Annotated in this window: 16 protein-coding genes; 2 read left to right on the forward strand and 14 right to left on the reverse strand. The window is 39.7% G+C overall.

The annotated features are described in order from the left end of the window. Positions 1-129: 129 nt before the first annotated feature. Positions 130-786 (reverse strand): HD domain-containing protein, encoded by a 657-nt coding sequence (locus ACT29H_RS15200; protein ID WP_444822504.1) that lies wholly within the window; start codon positions 784-786, stop codon positions 130-132. A gap of 245 nt (positions 787-1,031) precedes the next feature. On the opposite strand from ACT29H_RS15200, the gene ACT29H_RS15205 reads away from it, so the two are divergent. Together ACT29H_RS15205 and ACT29H_RS15210 are read left to right on the forward strand one after the other, a co-directional pair. Beyond that, positions 1,032-2,267, forward strand: a complete 1,236-nt coding sequence (locus ACT29H_RS15205; protein WP_444822505.1) for a DUF438 domain-containing protein — start codon at positions 1,032-1,034, stop codon at positions 2,265-2,267. 227 nt (positions 2,268-2,494) lie between these two features. Then, entirely contained in the window at positions 2,495-3,019 is a 525-nt protein-coding gene (locus ACT29H_RS15210) for a DUF1858 domain-containing protein (protein ID WP_444822506.1), read from the forward strand. 444 nt (positions 3,020-3,463) lie between these two features. Here ACT29H_RS15210 and ACT29H_RS15215 read toward each other — a convergent pair whose 3' ends face one another. The 13 genes from ACT29H_RS15215 to ACT29H_RS15275 all read right to left on the reverse strand — a co-directional run bounded on the left by ACT29H_RS15215 (position 3,464) and on the right by ACT29H_RS15275 (position 22,840). Then, entirely contained in the window at positions 3,464-5,707 is a 2,244-nt protein-coding gene (locus tag ACT29H_RS15215; RefSeq protein WP_444822507.1) for a nitric-oxide reductase large subunit, read from the reverse strand. A 338-nt stretch (positions 5,708-6,045) separates the two neighbouring features. Then, positions 6,046-7,572 (reverse strand): PepSY domain-containing protein, encoded by a 1,527-nt coding sequence (locus tag ACT29H_RS15220; RefSeq protein WP_444822508.1) that lies wholly within the window; start codon positions 7,570-7,572, stop codon positions 6,046-6,048. A 114-nt stretch (positions 7,573-7,686) separates the two neighbouring features. Beyond that, complete coding sequence (locus ACT29H_RS15225; RefSeq protein ID WP_444822509.1) at positions 7,687-8,154, reverse strand: RrF2 family transcriptional regulator; 468 nt, start codon at positions 8,152-8,154, stop codon at positions 7,687-7,689. A gap of 108 nt (positions 8,155-8,262) precedes the next feature. After that, positions 8,263-8,985: an iron-sulfur cluster repair di-iron protein gene (ric, locus tag ACT29H_RS15230; RefSeq protein WP_444822510.1), complete on the reverse strand. Its 723-nt coding sequence runs from the start codon at positions 8,983-8,985 to the stop codon at positions 8,263-8,265. A 1,031-nt stretch (positions 8,986-10,016) separates the two neighbouring features. Continuing rightward, entirely contained in the window at positions 10,017-11,027 is a 1,011-nt protein-coding gene (locus ACT29H_RS15235; RefSeq protein ID WP_444822511.1) for an endonuclease/exonuclease/phosphatase family protein, read from the reverse strand. A gap of 709 nt (positions 11,028-11,736) precedes the next feature. Further along, the gene (locus tag ACT29H_RS15240) at positions 11,737-12,213 is read right to left on the reverse strand and encodes a hypothetical protein (RefSeq protein WP_444822512.1); all 477 of its coding nucleotides are present in this window, start codon (positions 12,211-12,213) and stop codon (positions 11,737-11,739) included. A 286-nt stretch (positions 12,214-12,499) separates the two neighbouring features. After that, positions 12,500-13,711 (reverse strand): PDDEXK-like family protein, encoded by a 1,212-nt coding sequence (locus ACT29H_RS15245; RefSeq protein ID WP_444822513.1) that lies wholly within the window; start codon positions 13,709-13,711, stop codon positions 12,500-12,502. A 154-nt stretch (positions 13,712-13,865) separates the two neighbouring features. Then, positions 13,866-15,629 (reverse strand): UvrD-helicase domain-containing protein, encoded by a 1,764-nt coding sequence (locus ACT29H_RS15250; RefSeq protein ID WP_444822514.1) that lies wholly within the window; start codon positions 15,627-15,629, stop codon positions 13,866-13,868. After that, on the reverse strand, positions 15,619-17,700 hold the full coding sequence (locus tag ACT29H_RS15255) for an AAA family ATPase (protein WP_444822515.1): 2,082 nt from the start codon (positions 17,698-17,700) through the stop codon (positions 15,619-15,621). The genes ACT29H_RS15250 and ACT29H_RS15255 overlap by 11 nt, the downstream gene beginning before the upstream one ends. A 1,354-nt stretch (positions 17,701-19,054) precedes the next feature. Then, positions 19,055-19,573 (reverse strand): RDD family protein, encoded by a 519-nt coding sequence (locus ACT29H_RS15260; protein WP_444822516.1) that lies wholly within the window; start codon positions 19,571-19,573, stop codon positions 19,055-19,057. A 773-nt stretch (positions 19,574-20,346) separates the two neighbouring features. Beyond that, a complete protein-coding gene (locus ACT29H_RS15265; protein WP_444822517.1) occupies positions 20,347-21,219 on the reverse strand; it encodes a hypothetical protein in 873 nt (290 codons plus the stop codon). Then, complete coding sequence (locus ACT29H_RS15270) at positions 21,216-21,938, reverse strand: hypothetical protein (protein ID WP_444822518.1); 723 nt, start codon at positions 21,936-21,938, stop codon at positions 21,216-21,218. The genes ACT29H_RS15265 and ACT29H_RS15270 overlap by 4 nt, the downstream gene beginning before the upstream one ends. A gap of 107 nt (positions 21,939-22,045) precedes the next feature. Further along, positions 22,046-22,840 carry a hypothetical protein gene (locus ACT29H_RS15275; RefSeq protein ID WP_444822519.1) on the reverse strand — a complete coding sequence of 265 codons (795 nt, stop codon included), beginning with the start codon at positions 22,838-22,840 and terminating at the stop codon, positions 22,046-22,048. Between the last annotated feature and the right edge of the window lie 1,381 nt (positions 22,841-24,221).

The following is a 24,221-nucleotide window of genomic DNA, read 5'->3' on the forward strand; positions in this document are numbered from 1 at the left end:
ACTATATTTCAACCTCTTAACATTTATTCACGCCCTCAGTCGAGACATCAAGAAAAGAGGAAAAAAGAGATTTTGCCCTTTCTGCAAAGGTTTGCGAAAAAGGTATGGCAACGCAGGAACACCCCTCCATCATCGTTTTCCGTCCCATTCGTCATAAAATTCATCGAGAAATTGCTCCATAAACCGGTGTCGCTGTTCGGCCAGGGCTCTGCCGGTTTTGGTATGCATCCGGTCTTTGAGTAACAGCAGTTTTTCATAGAAGTGGTTGATGGTTGGTGATGTACTTGCCTTGTATGCTTCCTTGGTCATATTCAGGTTAGGTTTGATTTCCGGGTTATACAATTCTCGATTTTTATACCCACCGTAATTAAACGTTCTGGCAATGCCAATGGCGCCAATGGCATCCAGTCGGTCGGCATCCCGGACAATATCCAGCTCCTTCGAACCAAAAGAGGACGCTTCGTTACCTCCTTTAAAGGATACGTTCCGGACAATCATCTCCACATGCTTCACCGTTTCATCGGGCACATCCCATTGACGGAGAAAGGCTACCGCCTTGCGAGGCCCCACTTCTTCATCGCCATCATGAAATTTGGAATCGGCAATGTCGTGCAGTAAGGCGGCCAGTTCCACCACCAGACGATCGGCCGGTTCTTCCTCTGCTATCCGGCAGGCCATCTTCCATACCCGTAGTGCGTGCCACCAGTCGTGGCCACCCTCGGCGCCTTTAAGCGTATTTTTTACATACTCTTTGGTTTTTGCAATTATGTCGTCCTGAACGGTCATGGTACTTCTTTGTAATTAACAATCAACTTAAATGATTTCAATATCTCCGCGGCTATTGTCATTAGTAAACCGAATTTACTTACATATTATTTATTTCCCCCAAATATCTATCCGAAAATACTAAAAAAGCTATATTTGTAAAAAAGGATATATGCATCCTTTGTGTTAAAAACAATACCCTTAAACCATTTTTAGAACCGGAGAAGCCATTAGGTATCAAACAATAACATTAAAAACAACTTGCCATGAGCGAATTACTAAACAATTCCTTTTATCGAAAAGAAAAACTAAAAGCTCTCATCCTCAGACTTCATCAGGGCGATAATCCACATCAGGTACGCGCCGACCTGATCCAAACATTAAAAAGCATTCCTTACGGTGAAGTGGTAGAAGTAGAACAGGAACTCATTGAAGAGGGATTACCGGTGGAAGAGGTGCTACAACTCTGTGACGTCCATTCCGAAGTTCTGGAAGGCCATGTGGACCTATCGGCAGCCAAAGAGATTCCGCCGGGACATCCCGTGGACACTTTCATCAAAGAGAATCGCGAGCTCACAAAAACATGCAATCAGGCCAGAGAGGTCTTCGACCAAATCAGGCGAGAGGGTCAAACCAACTTTCAGAAAAACCTGCTTTCTCTGAAACAGATTTTTAATAATCTCATGGATGTGGATAAGCATTATCAACGTAAAGAGTACCTTATCTTTCCCTTTCTGGAACAAAAAGGAATAACCGGCCCGCCCAAAGTGATGTGGGGAAAACACGATGAAGCCCGTGAACAGCTGAAAGGGGCCATTGAAATACTGAATACCGAAGGTTTAACACCCGAAGATTTGCTGACATCGTATGACATGCTTATTGCTGCTGCCCTTTCCAGCATCACCGATATGGTCACCAAAGAGGAAGAAATACTCCTCCCCATGGCCCTGGACCAACTCACCGATGCCGAATGGTGGCAGGTCTATCAACAAACACTGGAGATTGGCTATTGCCTTGTTGATCCGCAAACCGAATGGAAACCGGAGACATCCCTTGCCACCGCCGAAGAGGATGCCATCACCAATATCAACGGCCGAATACAGATGCCCTCCGGCAGCTTATCGTTACAGGAATTAATTCAGATTTTCAACACCCTGCCTGTGGATATCACCTTTGTGGACAAGGACGATAAAGTAAAATATTTCTCTCAGAGTCCGCACCGTATCTTTACCAGAAGCAGAGCCATCATCAACCGCGATGTGCGCTATTGCCATCCCCCGGCCAGCGTTCATATTGTGGACAAAATCCTCGATGACTTCCGAAGCGGCCGACAAAGCCATGCCCCCTTCTGGATTCAAATGCGGGGAAGATTTATTTATATCCAATATTTTGCTTTACGCGATGACAACGGCCAATATCTTGGGACGCTGGAAGTATCGCAAGACTTAACCGAATTGCGAAAACTGGAAGGCGAACAGAGAATTCTCAACTACCAGTCATAGCCTTTAGAAGGCAGGAGGTTGGGCACATTAGGTCAATAGGCCTATAGGTCATTAGGCAAATAGGTCAATAGGTCATTAGGTCATTAGGCAAATAGGCCTATAGGTCAATAGGTCATTAGGCAAATAGGTTAATAGGTGGTTAAGGTTGAGAGGAACCGGATAAACTAAAAACTCATTGCGGGGTCCACCCGGGCAATGACTAAAATAAATTTTACAGGGATTATATTATGGAACAGAAACTTATCATTACCCCCAAAACGAAAATATTACAGATCTTAGAGACCTATCCCCAATTGGAAGAGATTCTAATTGGCGTAACACCGGCATTTAAAAGGTTGAAAAATCCTCTTTTGCGAAAGACCATAGCCAGGGTCACCACCCTTCAGCAGGCCGCCGCCATAGGCAATGTGAAGGTTCAGGACCTGGTAAACCGTCTGCGGCATGAGGTGGGACAGGATACCCTTTCAGAGGTCGAAGCCGGCGAGGTGAATATTCATTACAATTGTCCGGAATGGTACGAGCCGTCAAAAATTAACCGACGCTTCGATATTCGTTCCATGCTCGACGGCGGGGAAATGCCGGTACATCAGGTTATGGCCGACCTGAAAGATCTTCCCCGGGGCGAAATTTATGAGCTCACAGCCCCGTTATTGACCGTCCCCCTTATTGAAAAGGCTTCGGGTCTGGGAATTGACCATTGGGTTGAGAAAAAAAGTGAAGATCTGTTTCTTATCCGATTCATGAAACAGTAAGCCGTTCCGTCAAAGAGGGTGTCAAAAAATGTCTCCCTCTTTGTGGTGCGATCAATGAAAAAATCGGGCAGTAAACGACCTCATCAGGCATCCAGAAATTTTCGTTACGTTTTCCGGGAAATTCAGAAGGGGCTTTCAAAGTTTCCGAAAGCGGCTTTTGAGGGTTTCGAAAGCCGCTTTCATGGTTTTCGGGAGCCGCTTTCAAGGTTCTTGGAAGCGGCTTTCAAGGTTCTTGGGAGCAGCTTTCAAGGTTCTTGGGAGCGGCTTTCAAGGTTTCCGGAAGCGGCTTTCAAGGTTCCCGATTAGGGCTGCCGGGGATTGCGGCAAAGGCTTTCAAAGGTCTTCTTTCAGGCTTGTGGGAACGACAAAAAAGAAAAAAGAGGCTGCCTTGTTGGGCAGCCTCTCCTTGGCTTTGGTATTTCAGATGTTTGGTTTAGACAACCCTCAATCTTTCTTTTCAACAGACCATCCACCTTTCAGGCCAAACACGAACCAGGCCAAAAACAATACCCCTACGGCAAAGATGGTATCGCCAATGGCACGCAACCATCGCAACGTTTCCATGGCCGGGGTTTGCAGAAATTCTGCCGAACGGGCATACCATAAGCCATATTTCACACTGACCCAGGTCTGCGCCAATCCCACCGGCAACACACTTATCAACACCATCAGTAACAACCCGATATTGATAGACCAAAAAGCAATCTTAATGGGTTTCTCCTTCCACGTCACATTCAAATTCATCTCACGGAGCACAAACAACATAAGTCCCATTCCCAACATGCCGTAAACACCAAAAAGAGCGGTATGACCGTGTACAGGCGTGGTATTGAGCCCCTGCATATAATAGAGTGCGATCGGAGGATTAATAAGAAATCCGAAAATTCCGGCACCAAGAAAATTCCAAAAGGCCACGGCTACAAAAAAGTAGATGGGCCACCGGTAGGTCTTTACCCACTCCCGCGCACGGGAAATACCCAGATTATGATAGGCCTCGTAACCCATAAGCACCAGGGGCACCACCTCCAGCGCACTGAAGCTGGCACCTATCGCCATCACTGCGGTTGGCGTGCCGGTAAAATACAAGTGGTGGAATGTTCCGAGGATACCCCCTGTTAAAAATATGATGGTTGAGAACAATACCGTGGTGGTTGCCAGGGATGCCTTGATAAGTTTCATGCGGACAAACAGGAAGGCAATGGCCACCGTGGCAAACACTTCAAAGAAGCCTTCAACCCACAGATGCACTACCCACCAGCGCCAGTATTCGGCCAAAGCAAGATGTGTTTGACGTCCCCACATCAACCCGGCGCCATAGAATGAGGCGATGGCCACCGATGCAATCAGGAACATTATCAGAAGATGTCGGTTTTCTTTCTGGTTTTTAAGTGCCGGGAGCAATGCCCGTCCCATTAAAAACAGCCAAATGAAAAGACCTGCAAACAGAAACAGCTGCCAGAAACGACCCAGGTCGACATATTCATACCCCTGGTGTCCAAACCAGAAGTTATCTACCAGATTCAGCTTTTGCATGACGCCCATCCACTGGCCCAGCAGAGAACCGACCACAATAACCAGCAGGGCACCGAAAAGAAGGTTCACCCCCAGTTTTTGATATTTAGGTTCCTGTCCGGATATGGCAGGGGCCAGATAGAGTCCCGTTGCCAGCCAGGATGTTGCAATCCAGAATATGGCCAGCTGAATGTGCCATGTACGGGTTATGGAATACGGAAGCAACTGCGCAAGAGGAATCCCGTAAAAGCCCTGTCCTTCCACTCCATAATGGGCCGTTATCACTCCCATTGAGATCTGTACCAGTATTAATGCGGTGACAATCCAAAAATATTTAAGGGTGGCTTTCATGGATGGGGTTTGCGGCACTTGCAGCAAAGGATTCTGATGAGGCGCCTCCTCGTTTTCCTCTTCCCTTCGGGAAGCATAAAACCAGATCATCAGACCAATGCCGGCTAAAAGAACGATGACACTAAACCCGGTCCAAAGAATCAATGAGCTTGTCGGTTTATTTCCAACCAATTCATCCGGCGGCCAGTTATTGGTATAGGTCACCTCCGAATGGGGGCGGTGCGTGATGGTTGACCAGGTGGTCCAGAAAAAAAAGGTATTCATCTTAAACATACGATCTTCCGTTTTGATGCTGTTGGCAGGAATACTGTATGCATCGCGCAGGTCATCCATCGAAGGGTCGTCCATAAACAACCCTCTGTAATAGCGACTCATCTCGGCAAAAGCTTTAGCCCGGACATCAGAAATGGTAAGCACCCCTGTTGCCGGATCATAGGTATTGGTCCGCAATTCATTTTGCAAACGCGCCTTTAACATGGCTTTCTGTTCATCGTTTAATTGCTCGTATGTCAATCCATAATCGAGGCCGGCCCATTGATTCAGGATAAAAACGGCCTCCCGGTGCAACCAGTCGGCATTCCAGTCGGGTGCCTGATAGGCTCCGTGTCCCCAAATGGTGCCCACTTCCTGTCCGCCAATCGACTGCCACACATTTTGCCCATCTTTAATGTCCTGACCGGTCATCACCACCTGTCCTTCAGTGGTTATCACCCTTTCGGGAATGGGCGGTGCTTCCCGGTATATCTCCCGGCCATAATAACCCAATACGCCAAACGAGATGGTCATGACCAAAATAAAACCAATCCATAGCTTTCGTGTTGTCATAGTTTTCAATGTTTAAAGTTTATAAAAACACACTCCGAAAAGAGTCTTAACTCATTTGCAATCATTCGCCTATAAACTGTCCTGAAAAAGAAAAGACGAACAGCCTCCATCATTTCATCGCCACGCTTTCAAACTCATTTTTTCACCATCCCTGTTGTTTCCGAACGAACCACACGAAAACGGGCCAATTGAAACGAATGGTTTGTTATTTTATTTTTATTTCTATTTAAAAGGATTTATTTGTCCCTTGCATTAAAACAAAAATTCCTGCACTTTCTCTTATTACCGACCCAACAAAATCAACGTTTAATAATGAATTCTAAAAAATTAACGACCGCTTATTTTTTTCGTCGTTTAAATCGTTTCCGCCAAAGCAGATATCCGCTGATCACCACCATAAAGCCTGCCAGACCCGCCAAAGGAACGATGAGGATATAAAAATTGCCCAGTAAAAATTTAAAGAAACGCCCGGTATGAATCTCCAATGCCAGGTTCCACAGCGACATGCGGGTTTGTCGCACCAACGACTCTGGTGCTTCGGGGAAGGGAGTTTGATGATAGAGCGGGACCACACCCCGGTCATAGTCAACCATGTATCGTTTCCCATCGGTAGTATGAATCAATCCGGTCACTTTATTGACACCCACCGGCCGTCCGGACGGCGCACCCCGGTATACTTCCCCTTTGACAAAATCCATGATGCGGGGATTGTCCGGATGCCAGAGAAATAGTCCGCTGAACGAACCCACCAGCCAGGCACCCGGACGATAGGGCTCAAAGACGGTGATGCCCATCACACTCACCGGTGGCTGAACGCTGCAGGCCTGCGGTTTCCGGCTGTCCGTCGACAGGGTAAACATACCGTCTGAGGTGGCAAGAAAAAACATTCCGCTCTCCCGGTCATACCTTAAATCGCGCAACTTATCGTACCACGGATTGGGCTGATCCAGATGCGAATATTTTATGGGTGCTACTTTGGAATAGCCGATTAAAATTAAAAAGGGTGGCCTGAGAAAAATCCCCGTAAAGAACAGAAAGGCCAGAAAGATCCAGAACCAGACGCCAAACTTATTATGCCATTTGAGCGACCATCGGTTGATTTGTACCAGCTTAGCGTAAGGTTTATGCCTGCGTTTTCTTCGTTTTATCTTGTCGGGGAAAAAGAAATAAATAATGCCGGTAACCGATAAAAATATGGTAACCACCCCCAGCAGGTCGACAAACAACTGACCCGGCAACCCGAGGATCTCGCCCGAGTGCATCTGCCAGATGGTTTCCATCAAAGTCACCTTTTTTTCATAATGGTCCGGCGCCTGCAACGCCACCTTTTCAAAAGTGGTATTCACGCCGTTGGCAACGCCTTTAAACAGATAGGAACGGTTGAGTACATAGATGGAATCGCCAACGGTTTCGATGGCCACAAACCGTTTAAGGACGACTTCCAGCGGAAACTTTTTCCAGGTTTGCGAGGCCTTATCGTATCCAAACAAACCGAACTGAGTGGCGGCATAAAGATTTCCGGAACGGTCGCGATGCAAATCAAAGACTTTGCGGTTGTCGGCCCCCCGGGGAAGGCCGGCATCCAACGGCCGGTAATGCAAAAAGGTGGAATCGGTAACCCAGATGCCTATATCCCCATAAATGAGAATGCTGTCAGAGGCGATAGTCACATTGCCCTTCAGGGCACTGTTGCCCCAGTGTTGATAGCTGTACACTTCAGGAAGAGCCGTTCGGCGAACATCCAGAGAGGCAACCCATTCACGGTGATTCAAAAAGATACCGGTGATTCCGTAATAGAGCAAAACAAATGACAATATCAGCCCCGGCCAGCGATGTAGTTTACGATATAGTCGCCCGTTGACCATTAATTAGATGTTTAATAGTTTTCTGTTATCCAGTGAAAAAGTAAACGAAAAAATGATCCGGGGTTGAATTTCAACAGCAGACAGACCACCTACCTCTTCGTCTCAACTACCCCCCTATTTCTTGTGCGCCATATTCCATGCTTCTGGTCCCGGACTATTGAGTACTGCCTCTCCATCACGTATTTTGGCGGCTAAAGAACGTACAGTAGCATTTTTAACAATTCCCTCAAAACCATCGCGCACCCCTTTATATTGATGATGCAAAGGACAAGGATTGTCGTCGCTGCAATTCTTCAAACCAAAACCACATCGGTGAAAAATCCCTTCGCCTTCTATTACCTTGATGATTTGCAACAATGTGACCTCCTCATCGTCATCGGAAAAAAAGAAGCCACCGCCCCGTCCTTTGGCCGAATGCAACAACCGGCTTCGGGTAAGGGTCTGCAAGATTTTGGCGGTAAAAGCCACGGGTGCTTCGATATGATTCGCCACGTCGGCCACACCCGGACGTTTATCTTCCCAGTTTTGCAATTGTACCGACACCATGGCCCTTATGGCATATTCCGAACTTTTTGACAACATTTAATGAATGCTTTGGTTTTCAATGAGGCAAAAGTACTATTTTTTGCCAAAGAGCAGAGAGCATGGCGCACAGGACAAGGTCCCCGGGCCCTTCCCCATGCGCTTAGCTCATTCCCCCGTTTTTTCTTCCAATATGATGGCCTCCGGAAAAAGAATGTTATTCTCGAGATGAATATGACGGTGAAGGTCCTCTTCAAACTCTTGCAGGGTACGCATGGTCACCTCATAGGTGTTACAACCGTCGTCAGGGGTCTGATACCCGTTGGTGAGCTCCGAGATGGTTTTAAAGCGGTCGCCTTCGGCATCGTGCTCGGCCAGCATCACTTTTATTGGCGATTCCACCCCCTGAAGGTCACTCAGGTCTACCGATTCTCCCTTCGAGGCTTTCACCAGTTTACGAATTTGAGGAAACAGAATCAGCTCCTCTTTCATCAGGTGCATGCTCAGGTTCTGAGCACTCTCTGTGAATAATTCTTCCACCTTAAAAAGCTCCGGGTGGTGCTCACCATGTACACTGCACAATTTTTCCAGTTTCGCCTTCAAAAACGGAATCTTCTCTTTCACATAGGCATGATGCCGCTTTTCAATGTAATCGGCCAACTGGTCGAGTTCCAGACTGCGGATAAAGCGGGCATCGAAATCCTCTTCCTGCATCACCTCCTCCAGTTTGGGAATCAACGCTCCCACATCAACGGACGCCCGGGAACAGGCCTCGTCCAGGGAAATATTCCCACCGCAGCAAAAATCTATCTTATGCTTCTCAAGCACCGGCGCTACCTTGTAATTCTCCTTTACAATATCGCCCACAATGGTTTTGGCATCTATCTTCATAGCTCTCTTTTTATGATTGATGGGACAAATATATCTCTTTTTTGTATAAAAGGACTATTTTGTCTTTTGTTTTTTCTTAAAAAAATCTTTTATAAAGATTAGAAGTTAGAAGACAGAAGTTAGAGGCCAGAGGATGGATATAAATAGAAATAGGTTGCAGGTGGAACTCCCCGTGTCCTCTGCGCCTTGGCGTCTCAGCGTTGGATGGCATAGGGCACAGGGAATGGAGCAAGGGGAATAGCGGATGGGATGTCTTAAATCTTACATCTAAGAATCTATCTATATTATGGGTGGAAGGGGGAAAAGGTGGAAGGGTTGGAGGGTATGGAGTGTGAGGTGGCAGATTACTTTTTCCTCTGCGTCTTCGCGACTCTGCGTTTGATGGCATAGGGCATAGGGCATGGAGCAAGGGGAATAGCGAATGCGATGTCTTAAATCTTACATCTAAGAATCTATCTATATGGGTGGAAGGGGGAAAAGGTGGAAGGGTTGGAGGGTATGGAGTGTGAGGTGGCTGATTACTTTTTTTCCTCTGCGTCTTCGCGCCTCTGCGTTTCATGGCAAAGGGCATAGGGCATGGAGCAAGGGGAATAGCGAATGCGATGTCTTAAATCTTACATCTAAAAATCTATCTATATTATGGGTGGAAGGGGGAAAAGGTGGAAGGGTTGGAGGGTATGGAGTGTGAGGTGGCAGATTACTTTTTCCTCTGCGTCTTCGCGCCTCTGCGTTTGATGGCATAGGGCATAGGGCATGGAGCAAGGGGAATAGCGAATGCGATGTCTTAAATCTTACATCTAAGAATCTATCTATATGGGTGGAAGGGGGAAAAGGTGGAAGGGTTGGAGGGTATGGAGTGTGAGGTGGCAGATTACTTTTTCCTCTGCGTCTTGGCGCTTCTGCGTTGATGGCAAAGTGCACAGGGCATGGTGCAAGGGGAATAGCGGATGGGATGTCTTAAATCTTATATCTAACCATCTTTAGTTCAGAGCACAGGCAAAAGAGGATTTTATGTTTGCACAAAACAAAAATTAATTTTCTTCATTGGGTTGAGGCACATCTTCCTTACTTACTCCCTTTTTATCTGTAATTTCTTTGGCCCTGTCATAATCTTCACCGTCAGCTTTAAGTCCATTTTGATGAGCACCCTTTAAAGGATTATAGGATAACGATATAAAGAGTGGAAAATGATCTGAACCAATTGATGGTAATCGCTTAATAAGATTTACGGTAAAATGCTCACTATGGAATAAATGGTCCAAAGGCCATCTAAGAAGAGGATATTTTACGTGAAAAGTATTGAACATTCCCCGCCCGATACGCGGATCCAGTAAACCGCTAATCTTACGGAATAAGCGCGTCGTTGAAGACCATGCCACGTCATTGAGATCACCCGTCACCAAAACGGGTTGGTTGCTCTCTCTAATACTTTTGGCAATAATAATTAATTCAGCATCCCGCTCTGCTGACTCACTATTTTCAGTAGGACTTGGGGGCGCAGGATGGACAAAATGTGCACGAACCCGATCCCCGGTCCGCAATTCTATAGATACGTGTATGGAAGGGATATCCTTCTCAACCAAAAATGAAATTTCCTGGTCATGTAATGGCAATTTGGAATAGAGATGCATGCCGTAGAGATTGTCGAGCGGGCATTTAACGGTAAATGGCATATCTGCTTCCAAAACCTGGAGTTGCTCCTGCCACCATCCATCCGATTCTAAGGTTATAAGAATATCCGGCCGGAATTTTTGGACCAATTCGATTAAAGCCTTTGCATTTTTATTTGGTGTAAGGACATTCGATGTTATAATACTGAGCTTCTTTTCGGGATTATCTTCATTACACCACTTGACCTCTTTGGGCCATAAAGGGGTATAAGGTAAAATCCACCATAAATGCCAAACGAAACAAAGGGCCGATGTGGATATCAATATTAAAGTCAGGGGCTGTCGTCCATCGAGAAAAAGAATACCGGCAATCAGCAAAGCGGATGAAAAGACCATTATTTGTAGTCGGGGAAAGTCCATTGCCCTAACCATCCAATGCGAATGTTTCGATAAGGGTAAAATCGAAACAATTAGAGTCAATATTGTACAAATAGTGATTAGTATTAGCATATCCGTCCTTGTATCATTATATAGCTATGTAGCCTCCCCAAAAACCGCACATTTGAAAATTAATTTCAAGTGCCAGATTTAATCTTTCTCTTGCTGAATCACTGAAGTTACTATTTCTTTTTAGTAAAAACCACCTTAAAACTTTCTGAATGTAGTTAAATCCTCTTCTCTTTTATACAACTTCATTACTTTTATAAGTTAGATTTACTTATCCGCCCAATTACGCAGATAAGAAAATCTAAGCGACCGATAAAAACAATTTCTCAGGTCTTTTATTATTTAAAGACTGATGTTCTCCTTCCGCACATAAAACATCATATGCTCTTTTATTTTATCATATAACTTTATGCCATCTTCTGAAGGCTCAGGATAGATTTTCATATTTTATTTTTCCCAAAAGCAACCAATAAATGTATTATCCATGACTCTGCCTTTACCATCCAAGCTAAGTTTAGTGTTTTTTTGTAAGGAAACATATTCTGTAAAAATCGGACCCGAAAACTGACTTCCTTGATCGGTATTTTAGGTTTCCTGGGTGATCTATAAAAGGCAAGTTTACATTCAACCTGTTATAACCGCCGGGCGTGCCGACCGCTCATACGCCCATATATAACCGGCAGTTCGACTTTTACTAAATTTCTATCTCCAAAACGATTATTAAAGTCAGTAAGCCAAAACAAACCAATCCTATTATTCCTGCTTGTATAAAATCAGACTGACGGACACCTCGCTTTTTCTTGTCTATTATTTTGCTAAATCCGAGGGCAACAATAAATGGTATGCTTGCAACAAAACCATAACCATAGAAAGTTGTCGGATGATATAACTGTTCCATCGCATTCCGAATCAGTCCAAAAAACACATAGTCCATTACAACTGACAAAGCAAGGAATATCAAGCTATTATAAACAGCCCCGATAATTATATTTTTTTGGGGAAAAGTTCGGATACACAAAAAAGTTGAGATAATCCAGATTATTGGAGAAACGGTTAACATTAAAGTCATTCCAAGCATTGGATGAATACTCCACGGGAACCACAATATCAAATTTGACATCCAGTAAACCGAAAACCCAACCGTTAAATTATATAAAAACCATTTGTTCATTTCGTTATCATGCGTTTGGGTGGTTGCTGAAACTCCACTTCTCCTCTGCGGCTTGGCTCCTCTGCGTTGGAAGAGAGTATGAGGCGGCCTTATTGTGGCACATTTTAATCGAAATCATTGGGACAGTTAGACCGAAAAAATCAAATTATATGTAGGAAATCGGCCGCCAAAATTGAATCTAAAATTTTTTAAAAGCCTCTCTATTAACTATGCCAATGGCGAAGCTTAAAGGTATGGGATGAGATTTGTCGGATGAAAAATATAAATCGCCAAGACCTTAAGCATATTAGTTAATATCATGCATCTTTTCTTCTACTTCCTTAACCCATGCATTTAGAACGCTATTTTCTATTTTTTCAAAACTCTTTTTGAAAACCTCAAACTTATCTTCAGTTTCTTTCACAATTTCATCTTCTATCCTAACAATATCAATGTTTGCCACTGAAGGGTAATAGGACTCAGGTCTTGATTTTACTTTGTATTTTTCTTTTATTGTTTTTTTTATTTTATTAAATAATGTTGTTTTCTTTTCCTGGATTTTCTCTCTAATTTCTTCATCAAGATCTTCCCTAATACGTGCAAAACAGAATTTCAGCCATATTCGTTCATCCTCGCAAAAAATTTCCAATGCAAAAATTGAGGTAGAATCTCCCCAGGTTTTGCTCTCAACCTCAAAAAATGGCAATACTGATTTTGGTAAAAATCGAATAATATTCTTATCAGGACCCGTTAACCTTTCATATTCGGGATGGTTTGCAAAATAATTATCGATTGCTTTAATTAGATCCTGACTATAGAAGCTAGGTTTATTATTCACAATAAAATCAATTGCTTTTTTATGTTTCCGATAGATTTTCTGAGCTAATTCAATTTCCTTACTATCTGCCATAATGTTTTTTCTTAAATTTTTAATATAGTCCTCAATGAAAGGGATATAAGATTCTGCAAGATCAACACTTATTTTAGTGTCCTCTAAAATTTCTAAAATATCCTGATAAGTGGTGTTTATATAATTTTTGTTTGACTCTTCCTCTGTCAAAGCTCTAGGTGTGGGAGTTAGGTAAACAAATATTTTATTTAGATTTGTCCAAATATTTTCAACTTCATCAAAATAATTTATTAACTGGTTTTCCCCTGATTTTGGTGCATATATTTTATTCTCAATACAAATAACAAACCCTACACGCTCGTTTACAATAAGCAAATCAATATAATGATATTCACGAAATATCTTTGTGTCTTCAAGGTTCGCTAGATTATAATTAATTTTTTCTTTCGGGGTAAGAGGTAGTCGGTTAATGAAACTTTTAAGAAAATAATCCCCGCCATTATGAGATTCGTTGGGATCAAACATCCATGCCAGAAAATTAGAATGTTGCAGTTCTTTGTGAGCTATGCCCAATATTTCAAAATAATTTGGTTGGCTTATGGCGGCCTCGAGTTTCTCAAGTTGTAAACTATCCTCTATTATTAATTTCTCTAATTCTTCTTCAATCATACTATAAAAAACTTTTTATCAATACAATCTAATTCTCTGTAAATCTTGTCTTTACATAACACTTTTTAACTGCTTAAAATTAATATTTTGTATAATTTTAGCGGATTGGGATGAGGGAAAGGCTACAGGCTACATACAGGGGAATTTTACAGCATCAAACTTTTTTATATTCTACATTCATTAATTCTAATTTGTTTTTATCATCTTGATTAATCTCAGGAATATTAATAAATAACCTATTCATTGCCCTACTACAACCAACATAGTAAATCCGACAATCATCCTTTTCATCATCAATGTGATTCGGCCCATCAAGTATATAGTTCCTAAAATCATCTATGTTTTCGAAATGTACAAGAGTATTTTCAAATTCAGTTCCTTTTGCACTGTGAATTGTCCTAACTAGTTCATCGGATTTAGTGTCTACCTTTACGTAAGGAATAATTTCATTTAGGCTATGATTTTCATAAAATGTTTTGGCATTTCCTCGGCTTAAATTACTTCCAATATTGAAACCATACTCAGCTAATACATAAGTTCTTAATTCCAAATAAAAATCTGCAATTGGTTTATTTCTATTTGCATCAATTTGTAATAACTCGATTATTTTAATTGCAAGCCTCCTTAGGCTTAGTTTTAAAACGGATGTACCACTTACTCTCCGTAAAGACTTATAAATTTCATTCAAAGCATTTTTTAAATCACCTTTTTTATGATATTTAAAGCTCATTAATAAAGAGTGTAAAAACCTTACTCTTTGCGGATTTGTATCATTCGAATACATTTCATTTAAAAGGTTTGTATTACTTAAACCTATTTGATTATTTATTTCAGAGACAGTAGTATTTTTTCTAGTTAGAATATAAAGAGGTGTATCAGGGAAATTTTCCTCAAACCAATATTTTGCATCCTGAATTTTTCCAACCAATACTTTAACAGCCTCCCCATCAGGTTGTCCCTGACCGTATTCTAGATTGATGTCGGGTCTAAGCTGATTAAGGAAGTCAATGATACGTTTTGTTGAACGATGATTGTGATTCAATTTAAATTCAGATATTCCATCTCTTTTAAAATTAATAAAATCATCTCGCTTTGCTCCCGTAAACTTATATATTGATTGCGCAATATCCCCAACTACTCCTACTATCGTGTGTTGCTCAGTAATTTTTTCAATAAGCCATGTTTGTATTTCAGTTGTGTCTTGAAACTCATCAATAAAAATATATGGGAACTTTGCTCTTATAAATTCTGCAACCCTTGGTGAACAACACAAAATGAGATAAGAAAAATACAATACATCTTCGTGATGCATAATTCCGTCTTTCCAGTATTTTGATTTATAAACCCATAATTCACCATTTGACTTTGCAATTCTAGCACCACGATATTGCCTAATAATTAAGTTAATTTCACCATTATCAAACACATAATCAAGGCTCGATAATTCAGCAATAACTTTTGGTTTGTTTTGAGGCCAATTGTATGAAGTATATTTTTTGTCATTTAATTTTTCTATTGACTTTATCCACCTTCTAAATCTATCCCCGTGAACAATGTGCTCATCATGACCATCCAATCTAGATGTGTCAAATAATATTTCCCCATCGTCCTTTTTTTCAATCAAATAAGAAAATGGCTTGACAATGTTACGATATAAAAAGCTATGAATTGTAGATATATCAAAACGACTTTTATCACACTTTAATCGATTCAGTATTTCTTCTGCAGCTACATTCGTATATGTAATACAAGCAATCTTGCCTGTTCTGTTTAATCTGTCAGATTCACGTAAAACCCGCTCCAAGTGTGAAATTAGCCACCTTGTCTTACCTGTACCAGGGCCTGCAAAGACTTTGAAGTGTGTCTCAATATCACTTAAGGTTGATATATGTGGTAAAGAATTAATATCAGGCATCATTTTTTATAATTTCGGTTAATGCGTTTTCAATATAAGAAGGCACTTTAAAATCAAGCCTTCCATAATCTTTTTTGTATTTTTCTCTTAATGTTTGTTCAAAATAAAACGCATGTTGTCCTTTAGCGTTAGATACTACTGTGTAGTAAATGGCAGCAATCAATGCTTTTTTCTTTTCTGTTTCATCCTCCCAGGTACATTCCGATATGCTTTTTAGAATCCTATTTTTGTTGAGGTCTTCAATTCCGATTTTTTCTTTATATGCTTCTATAATAGCATCCAAGTTGTTCTCATAATTTGATACTATTTGTCTAAAATTTGTATCAGTGTGTGCGCTATTTCGACTAGGGAAAGCGGCTGTAATCAGCAGTGTGGACGTTGGATTCTCCTTACATAATTCATACTCTAATGTTTTGCCAGTCCCTTTGGGAGGATGGAATATAAATATATTGGCATACTTGTTTTCGAATTTTTCTTTTAAATCTGTAACATGTGTAGAAAGTGGTTTGCTGTTTGCTGTACCATCTAATTCAAAAGGAAAAGCTGAAATCCATTTGTTTCCTTTTTTAATTGTGGGGTCTGCATCGGTTATACACACTACTTTTTTATTTATTGCATAAGGACTAGTTATCTTATCATATGCAAATAGTTTAAGAAAATGTTTGAATGTTCTACTATCTACACTTACAATACCAACATATTGATTTACAAGAGAGTCTTCAATTTCTAAGTATTGGGCAAAACTTGGTATCAGTAATTGTTCCGCTAATCCTTCGACAAATAAAAGTTTATCAGCAAAAAGCATATTAGATTTTGTAGCATCTAAAAACCTCTGAACATAAATTTTTGAATCCTGATCTTCTTCAGAAAATACTTTACCCGGATAGCCAACTGCAGAATTTCCATTTATATCTTCATATAAACAAATAATGCTTTCAAGATTTATCGCAGAAGTAATATGGGTGGAATGTGAGGTTATAAAAATTTGTCGAGCTTGGTTATTTGTATTTAGGAACTTGAGGAATTTAGATTGCATTGAAGGATGTAAGTGAGCTTCGGGTTCTTCTATGGCTAGGACTGGAAAAACTTTGGCGTTATCACCCATATAATTGGATGATTCCATTTGCATTTTTGCAAGAATTAGAGCTATAAACAATAAATTGTTGTAACCTAATCCATTGTTTTTTATGGGTAATTTAAAACCATTTTTTTCAACAATTAGCCTTAATGCAAATAGTAGTTCTTGTTCTGTTATTTCTGCATCAAAATTTGGTTCACCTCCTATATCAGCCCCTGTTTCATTTGCGTATTGGAGTATCTTATCTCTATCAATACGCTCAATTAATAGTTCAAGTAATTCCTTTGATTTTATATTAAACTCTTCCTCTCGTTGTTTTAATAGTTCAAGGTTTTCTACTGATAGGTTCTCGAATCCTTGCCCGTTTGTTAAGTCATAATCAAGAAAATAATTCAGAACATCTCTTAGTAATGTACTATTGCCGAAGAACATTTGTCTTTCTGCATCTCTAATTGCGTCCAGAAATTGAAAATCAAACCTATCAAGATTTTCAGAATTAGCTTTTTCTTGTTTTATAGGATCACCCCCATATATTCGTGAAACATACTTTTGAAGGAATTTCTTACTTATTAGTTTTAAGCATTTCTCCTGGTCAAAACCATTTTCATTTTTACACTCTTCAATTAATTTCCTATATTCTTCATGGTGTTTTGTTGGTAACTCAAAGATGTATGTTAGTTGTGCTTGGTATTCAGGTGATTCACGAATCAACCAATCATAAACAACATTTTTATCATCTTCCTTATCATCATGTTCATTGATAAAAACAGATATTTCAATTGAAGGAGGCTCAGAATAATCAAGATTATATTTACAAAAATCATCTATTGAAGGTTTATCCTTTAAATCCCTACCTAATACTAACTGAAGAGCTTTAATTAAATTAGTCTTACCTGAATTATTGTGTCCAATTATAACATTTAATCCGTGATTAAATTCAATGGACAAATCTTTGAAATTCCTGTAGTTTTTAATGCTGATTCCTGATATATACATATTCTTAATTTATTAGTTTGTAGGAGAATTATTTCTTTTCAAGTAAACGTATAAACCAGTTTATTAGCACTTTCAATCATGTTATTTGAGCACTGGGTCTTCATCAGATTATTCTATGTCACTTCTTTCCCATGAAAACTAAGGTAATTAAATATTAAAATTTCCTGTATCAAATTTAAATGTCAACCTTGAATGTATTGTTTACCTTATTAAGCTAAATTAAATCACATAATTGGTTCAGAGGATATATGATTCTACTAATTTCCTATATTGATATATGTGTAAAAATTCCAGTTGCTTTAGTCTATGAGTTCCCCCCAAAGTCCCAAATATACTCCTGACCTGCCACCACCATTATTTGCCCCACTCCGGCAAATACCTGTTAACCGCCAAACCTTCCGGATTGATTCCTGGTCATATAAAAAATTAAAAACAATCACTTCAGAGGAGCTGTGGTGATTGGGAAGTTTTGTTATGGTTGGTTTGGTCTCCACACGGGGTTATGATTTGTTGCACAGTAAATTTAACAAGGACATTTTTTTTATCCAAAAAAACAGATGCTTTTTAAAAAGTTAAAGTTCTATTTAGCAGTAGTTTTGAGTTAAAGAATTGCACTCCCGGCAAAGTTTTTTTGGGTGAATAAAAGTTGATAAACACGGAAGCCAGAGGCCAGAAGTCAGAAGTCAGAAGCCAGAAGCCAGAAGTCAGAGAGTCAATATTCATAAAAAGTATACCACTTTTCCGGATGGCAGAGGATGGCTATAAATAGAAATATTTTGTTGATGGGGCTCCCCTTCTCATCTGCGTCTTCGCGTCTTTGCGTTTAATAGCACATGGCATAGCGGATGGGATGTCTTAAATCTTACATCTAAAAATCTTATATCTAACTATCTTTTGTTCAGTGCACAGGCCGAATGCGGAAAAAATGGTGCTTAGAAGTTTGTGATATAAATGGATATAAGTGGAAATAAATAGAAATATGTTGTGAATGGGACTCGCCGTCTCCTCTGCGTCTTCGCGTCTCTGCGTTTGATGGAACAGAGCTTGGGGGACAGAGCATAGTGGATGAAGCATCTAATATCTTAAATCTAATTATCTTACATCTAATAATCTATCTATATTATGGGTTGGAGGGTGGAAAGGTGGAAGGGTTGAATGGCATTGGGTGTGAGGTTGGAGTACGGAGTGTGAGATAGCAAATTACCCGTATTTATTTTTTCTCTGCGTCTTGGCGTTGGAAGTGGGCATGAGACAGGGAAGAAATGTCTGTTTCGGAGTTGGTCTAAAGAGGGTAGAGTTACAGATGGTTAGCATTTGCCTGCCACTACTAAAACAGGATATTGAGTGCAGTTTTTTATTTTTTCGATACGATCGTTCCAATGACTTGATCATAAATAGTACGCTTCCTTGAATCTGTCCAAATACTGATAACATAAATGGCAAAAAGTAAGAGTCCAACATAAGATACTATTCGAACCGCCGGCTCATTTTCATAATAAATAGGAGTCGGAAATATTACTCCCATATGGGCTATTTCCCAAGGCAATAATTTTAAAATTGCCCTAAACAGAGATTTTCCAAAGCCTATTTTTTGGTTTTTATTGTCTCTTACTTCTAATTTAAAGATCCTCTTCCCAAATGTTCCATTTGCTTTTTTAGAGTCAAAATAAGCGAAGTAAATCCAAACGGGGATTGAAATACTCGTCAGGACGTATAATTGCATGTTTATGCTGCTCTGAAACCACATGTCTGTAATCCCGAAAAATTCTCTTATATGGCTTAAGATAGCCCATTGAATCATCAGCATAACTACTGCGAATGCAATAAAGCAATCAATAAAATATGCCAATGTTCTTTCAATAAAATACTTCATGGTTTTCCCCTAATTATCCACAACGGTAAGTAAATGCAAAGTAGGCGATTGCGGACTGCAACTGTTGACACCACAACGATCATGCCTATTTTGAACCCGAATAATGCATTAGGATTTCGTCGTGAGAATTAAAAGTGCAATCAATCAAGAACTTGTTGAAATGAGGCATAGCACCGCTATGGTGAATGGAAACAAGTTAGCTTGCGACTTGCTTGGCAGCAATTTTAATTCGTAATAGATTTTCTAATGCATTTTTCGGGTTGAATATACCTTGTTACCTGTTGGCTTCATTATTTCAATTCTTATTGTCTTCATTATTTCGTTCCAACATTCTTTCATTTCAGCTCTCTGTTCAGGGCTTAATAATTTCTCATGGTAGATTCCAATTGTTGTCTTTGTCTGATTTCCAATAACTCTAATTTGGACAGTTGACATGATTATCCTGTCGCACAAAACCAATCAACTATGTTATAGGGTATGTCTTTAGCCCAATTGGAAACCTGGTCTGAGGCAGATTTTCTCAACAAATTTATCCGCTCCAGAAATCTCAACCAAAGAAAGAACCCCAAATAAAAATCCAAATTTAAACCCCCTTTTAACGGATCTCATATATTTGCCGTATCGTTTTTTGCATGCCCCACAACGTATTGCGGTAAGACCAGGAAGGGATTGTGGACAATTAACTGTCAAGTTATACGAAAAGTTGCAGCAGGCTAAAACCTTTCGTAACCCACTTGAACCCTTTGGGGCATACCACCTATCAGGCAAAGTACTTATTTATTGAACCTTAATCCAACTGAAAAATCGATCCGCGTTAAGCTTTCATACTCACCTTTTTCTAATTCAATCGTTTCTTTCTTTATTCCATCATCCCAGTCATATTCAATTAAAGTTCCTGTCAATAATGAAATCTGAAATCCTAACGATAAATTTTCTGACAGTCCAATATCGTAGCCAACATCAAAGGATGATCCCATTGTACCACCAGTCATTTTATACTTATCAATTATTACCTTATCGTTAGAATAGCCCATATAACCTAAAGACAATTTCATGTGAAAAGCATTTCTTTTATCATAGCTCAAAAGTCTGGTCGAAAAGGTCGGACCAATAAATGAAATTGTCAAATCATCCCTCATTTTTCCGTAAGTTCTATTACCCTCGGTATCTTCGAGATAAATATTATCTAAAGAATTTGACGACTTAAATAGATGGTATTTAAATCCAAACCCTAATATTTCAGTAAAATAATAAGTCAAATCTCCGCCGAAATGATATCCGGATTTTAAATCTCTTACGTAATCTTTAAAATCACTCGGAACACTTTCTCCAACTTTTGCAGTTTGGTAACTATATCCTCCATTTATTGCGATTCTAAAATGTTGATAATTCTCATAACCCACAACTTTGTCTTTTGGCACTTCACTAGTTTGAAAATAATCAAATTGATGTGTTTTAATATTTGCTACAGGTAGTAACGTACTTCTAATATCATCTTTGTGTTTAAAAGTGAAATAGATATTATCTTTTTTCACTTTCGTTATTTTACAATTAATCGAATCCCCACTGTTAGTAACAATTAAATCCTGAGAAAACATGGAGTTAAAAACCAGGATTAGGATTTCTAGCATTAGTAATTTTCTCATTGATTCTTTGCTTTAAAAGATTCAAACTCCAATTTTCCGGTCTTACTATCAACCAGTTCCAATTTAGGGCGTCCAACAATAGCGCCCATTTTAATTCCACAACGCACATAATATGTTTTACCCATCTTAACATCAATTGGCACTTCCGTTTTTCCTTCCGTTTTAGCCCATAGAGAATTCAGTCCCTCCTTTTTAATATGAATGGTTGTTTTAAAGTTATTCCTCACCCGACAAATTACAGAATCGCCCAGGAATAAATCATAGCTAATCAATGCTCCGACACCACTGTATCTATAAACATTTATTATGGCATAATCGACATCTAACAAATCCTCTTCCTCATCTTTAGATGTATAATTTTCAATATTTTCAACTTTTAATATTTTGGCAGTAATCCTGTGGCATGTACTTCCCAGTGCAGATGGTGGCCTGTGCTTAATAATCTTAATTGCATTTCCTCCTACTTTTCTGGCTTCCAGCTTTGCTTTATCAATCACAATGTCATAACTACATTTGGAACTAAAACCTGTATCCCCAATTTTAACCTGCCCTAAAACCTCCGAATTATCAGGTTCGGATTGGTCTAATCCAATCACCAAAATATCTTGTTTGTAATCTATTGGTGGGTAAGACCTACTTATACTTGTTGAAATTTTGGGGTTGCATGAACTGAAAAGAATCAATGCAGAAATAATTAATAATACATATGATTTTTTCATCGCTTGTTAAATATTTATTGGTTTACTATCAATAGGTTTAATAATTACGGTGTGTTCTTTTGTGTTTTGCCTAACGGACTGCTGTATGACAGTATTTAGCACATGTTTTATTCCTCAATTTCAATTTTGTTCGAATCCAAATAATATGTCATTGTTTTTCCTATAGCAGGAGAGTAAACAGAAAATTTTCGTAACTCTGTAAATTGAGCATAAAGTCTAAAAGTACAGATATCGGTTGCTGTAATATACGGCGTTGTCCGTAAATGAGAATGGAAAGATGAGATCACATTTTCCCCATTAAACTCTGCCATCGTTGGAATCATTCGGGAGTGAAATTTTTTCCAATAGGTAATATCTCCCTCTGAATTTGCTTTAAATAGGTAATCATTCCCAATAGGTATTACTCCTATTTCAGTTGTTCCCATTATGATGTATAATTTATAACCTTCATTCTCTTTTATTAATACAAAATTGGGGTTATAGCCCCGTGGGACAGTTACATTATATTTGCTGTCTGACAATTGACTCATTATTTTCTTTTTTGATTCAAACAATTCCTTTTCTAAAGCAGTTAGTGAGGACAATTCCATTCTAGAGATTAACGGTTTATCTAAATTATCAAATTTGTAGCGATATCTAGCGATACTTTCTTTCTGCTTTTTATCAAGATATGTTACAGTTAAAGTATCGTTAGAATGGCATACGATATAGCCTCCATAATTTTTTTTTATTTTTTTATTCGTCAGTAATAAATCCGATGAATTCCAAACGGACTTTTCATAATTATAGATTAAATCAGCTTCCTTTAATATTGAATCAAGCTTAGCTTGAATATTCTCGTCTTGTGAAAACGAGTTTAATGAGAATAATAATGTCAAGATTAGCAATAAATGATTTTTCATATATTAATCAGTTTTTTTATTATTTACTACGATTATATATAGGAACCATTTGGTATTTCGAGGCACCTACCTATCAAGTTGCCAAATCGTTTATTTCCAATAAGCCTAAGTATGCTCCTGAGCTGACCCCACTATTATTGGCCGCACTCCGGCGAATGCCAGGTAACCGCCGAACATTCCGGATTGATTCCTGATCATATGAAAAATTAAAAAAAACCACTTCAGAGGATCTGTGGTCATTGGAAAGTATTGTTATGGTCCGTTTGATCGTCACTTGGGGTTATGATTTGTGGCTCAACAAATTTAACAAGATCATTTTTTTATCCAAAAAATCAGATGTTTTTTTAAAAGTTAAAGTTCTCTTTAGTAGTAGATTTGAGTTAAGGTGTTGCACGCCCGGCAAAGGTTTTTGAGTGAATAAAAGTTGATAAACACGGAAGCCGGAAAACCAGAGGCCAGAAGTCAGAAGCCGGAAGCCAGAGTTAGAGATTAAAGGATGAAATGGCGTAAGAGGACTGGATATAAAGGGATATAGATAGATATAAGGGATATAAATTGAAATATGTTGTGCATGGAACTCACTGTCTCCTCTGCGTCTTGGCGTCTCTGCGTTTAATAGCACAGAGCACAGGGCATAGCGGATGGGATGTCTTAAATCTTACATCTAAAAATCTTATATCTAACTATCTTTTGTTCAGTGCACAGGCCGTAGGCGGAAAAAATGGTGCTTAGAAGTTTGTGATATAAATGGATATAAGTGGAAATAAATAGAAATAGGTTGTGGGTGGGACTCGCCGTCTCGTCTGCGTCATTGCGTCTCTGCGTTTGATGGAACAGAGCTTGGGGGACAGAGCCTAGTGGATGAAGCATCTAATTTCTTAAATCTAATTATCTTATATCTAATCTTTGCGTCTCTGCGTTTAATGGCAAAGGGTATGGAGCACAGAGCACAGGCCCCGGGGCATAAAGCATCTTAAATCTTACATCTAATAATCTATCTATATTATGGGTTGGAGGGTGGAAAGGTGGAAGGGTTGGATGGCATGGAGTGTGAGGTTGGTGAACGGAGTGTGGAGTGTGAGATTGCAGATTACCCGTATTTATTTTTTCTCTGCGTCTTGGCGTTGGAAGTGGGCATGAGACAGGGAAGAAATGTCTGTTTCGGAGTTGGTCAATAGAGTGAGTTGACAGATGGTTAGCATTTGCCTGCCACTACTAATACAGGATATTGAGTGCAGTTTTTTACTTTTTGGGAATGTAAATTTAACTCTGTCCGGTATAATTTTCTAAACTCAGAATAACTTATATTTTTTCTTTCAACCAATTCTTAAAAGCTCATTTGGGTAGTTTTCAGGTTCTGTCAAGGGCGGCTGAGGCACGA

It is taken from the genome of Thermophagus sp. OGC60D27 (assembly GCF_052400625.1).
Lineage (GTDB): Bacteria > Bacteroidota > Bacteroidia > Bacteroidales > Marinilabiliaceae > Thermophagus.

Coding starts and splice junctions, on each gene's coding strand:
- ACT29H_RS15200 (WP_444822504.1), bottom strand. CDS start 786: ATGACCGTTCAGGACGACATAATTGCAAAAACCAAAGAGTATGTAAAA.
- ACT29H_RS15205 (WP_444822505.1), top strand. CDS start 1,032: ATGAGCGAATTACTAAACAATTCCTTTTATCGAAAAGAAAAACTAAAA.
- ACT29H_RS15210 (WP_444822506.1), top strand. CDS start 2,495: ATGGAACAGAAACTTATCATTACCCCCAAAACGAAAATATTACAGATC.
- ACT29H_RS15215 (WP_444822507.1), bottom strand. CDS start 5,707: ATGACAACACGAAAGCTATGGATTGGTTTTATTTTGGTCATGACCATC.
- ACT29H_RS15220 (WP_444822508.1), bottom strand. CDS start 7,572: ATGGTCAACGGGCGACTATATCGTAAACTACATCGCTGGCCGGGGCTG.
- ACT29H_RS15225 (WP_444822509.1), bottom strand. CDS start 8,154: ATGTTGTCAAAAAGTTCGGAATATGCCATAAGGGCCATGGTGTCGGTA.
- ric (WP_444822510.1), bottom strand. CDS start 8,985: ATGAAGATAGATGCCAAAACCATTGTGGGCGATATTGTAAAGGAGAAT.
- ACT29H_RS15235 (WP_444822511.1), bottom strand. CDS start 11,027: ATGGTTAGGGCAATGGACTTTCCCCGACTACAAATAATGGTCTTTTCA.
- ACT29H_RS15240 (WP_444822512.1), bottom strand. CDS start 12,213: ATGAACAAATGGTTTTTATATAATTTAACGGTTGGGTTTTCGGTTTAC.
- ACT29H_RS15245 (WP_444822513.1), bottom strand. CDS start 13,711: ATGATTGAAGAAGAATTAGAGAAATTAATAATAGAGGATAGTTTACAA.
- ACT29H_RS15250 (WP_444822514.1), bottom strand. CDS start 15,629: ATGATGCCTGATATTAATTCTTTACCACATATATCAACCTTAAGTGAT.
- ACT29H_RS15255 (WP_444822515.1), bottom strand. CDS start 17,700: ATGTATATATCAGGAATCAGCATTAAAAACTACAGGAATTTCAAAGAT.
- ACT29H_RS15260 (WP_444822516.1), bottom strand. CDS start 19,573: ATGAAGTATTTTATTGAAAGAACATTGGCATATTTTATTGATTGCTTT.
- ACT29H_RS15265 (WP_444822517.1), bottom strand. CDS start 21,219: ATGAGAAAATTACTAATGCTAGAAATCCTAATCCTGGTTTTTAACTCC.
- ACT29H_RS15270 (WP_444822518.1), bottom strand. CDS start 21,938: ATGAAAAAATCATATGTATTATTAATTATTTCTGCATTGATTCTTTTC.
- ACT29H_RS15275 (WP_444822519.1), bottom strand. CDS start 22,840: ATGAAAAATCATTTATTGCTAATCTTGACATTATTATTCTCATTAAAC.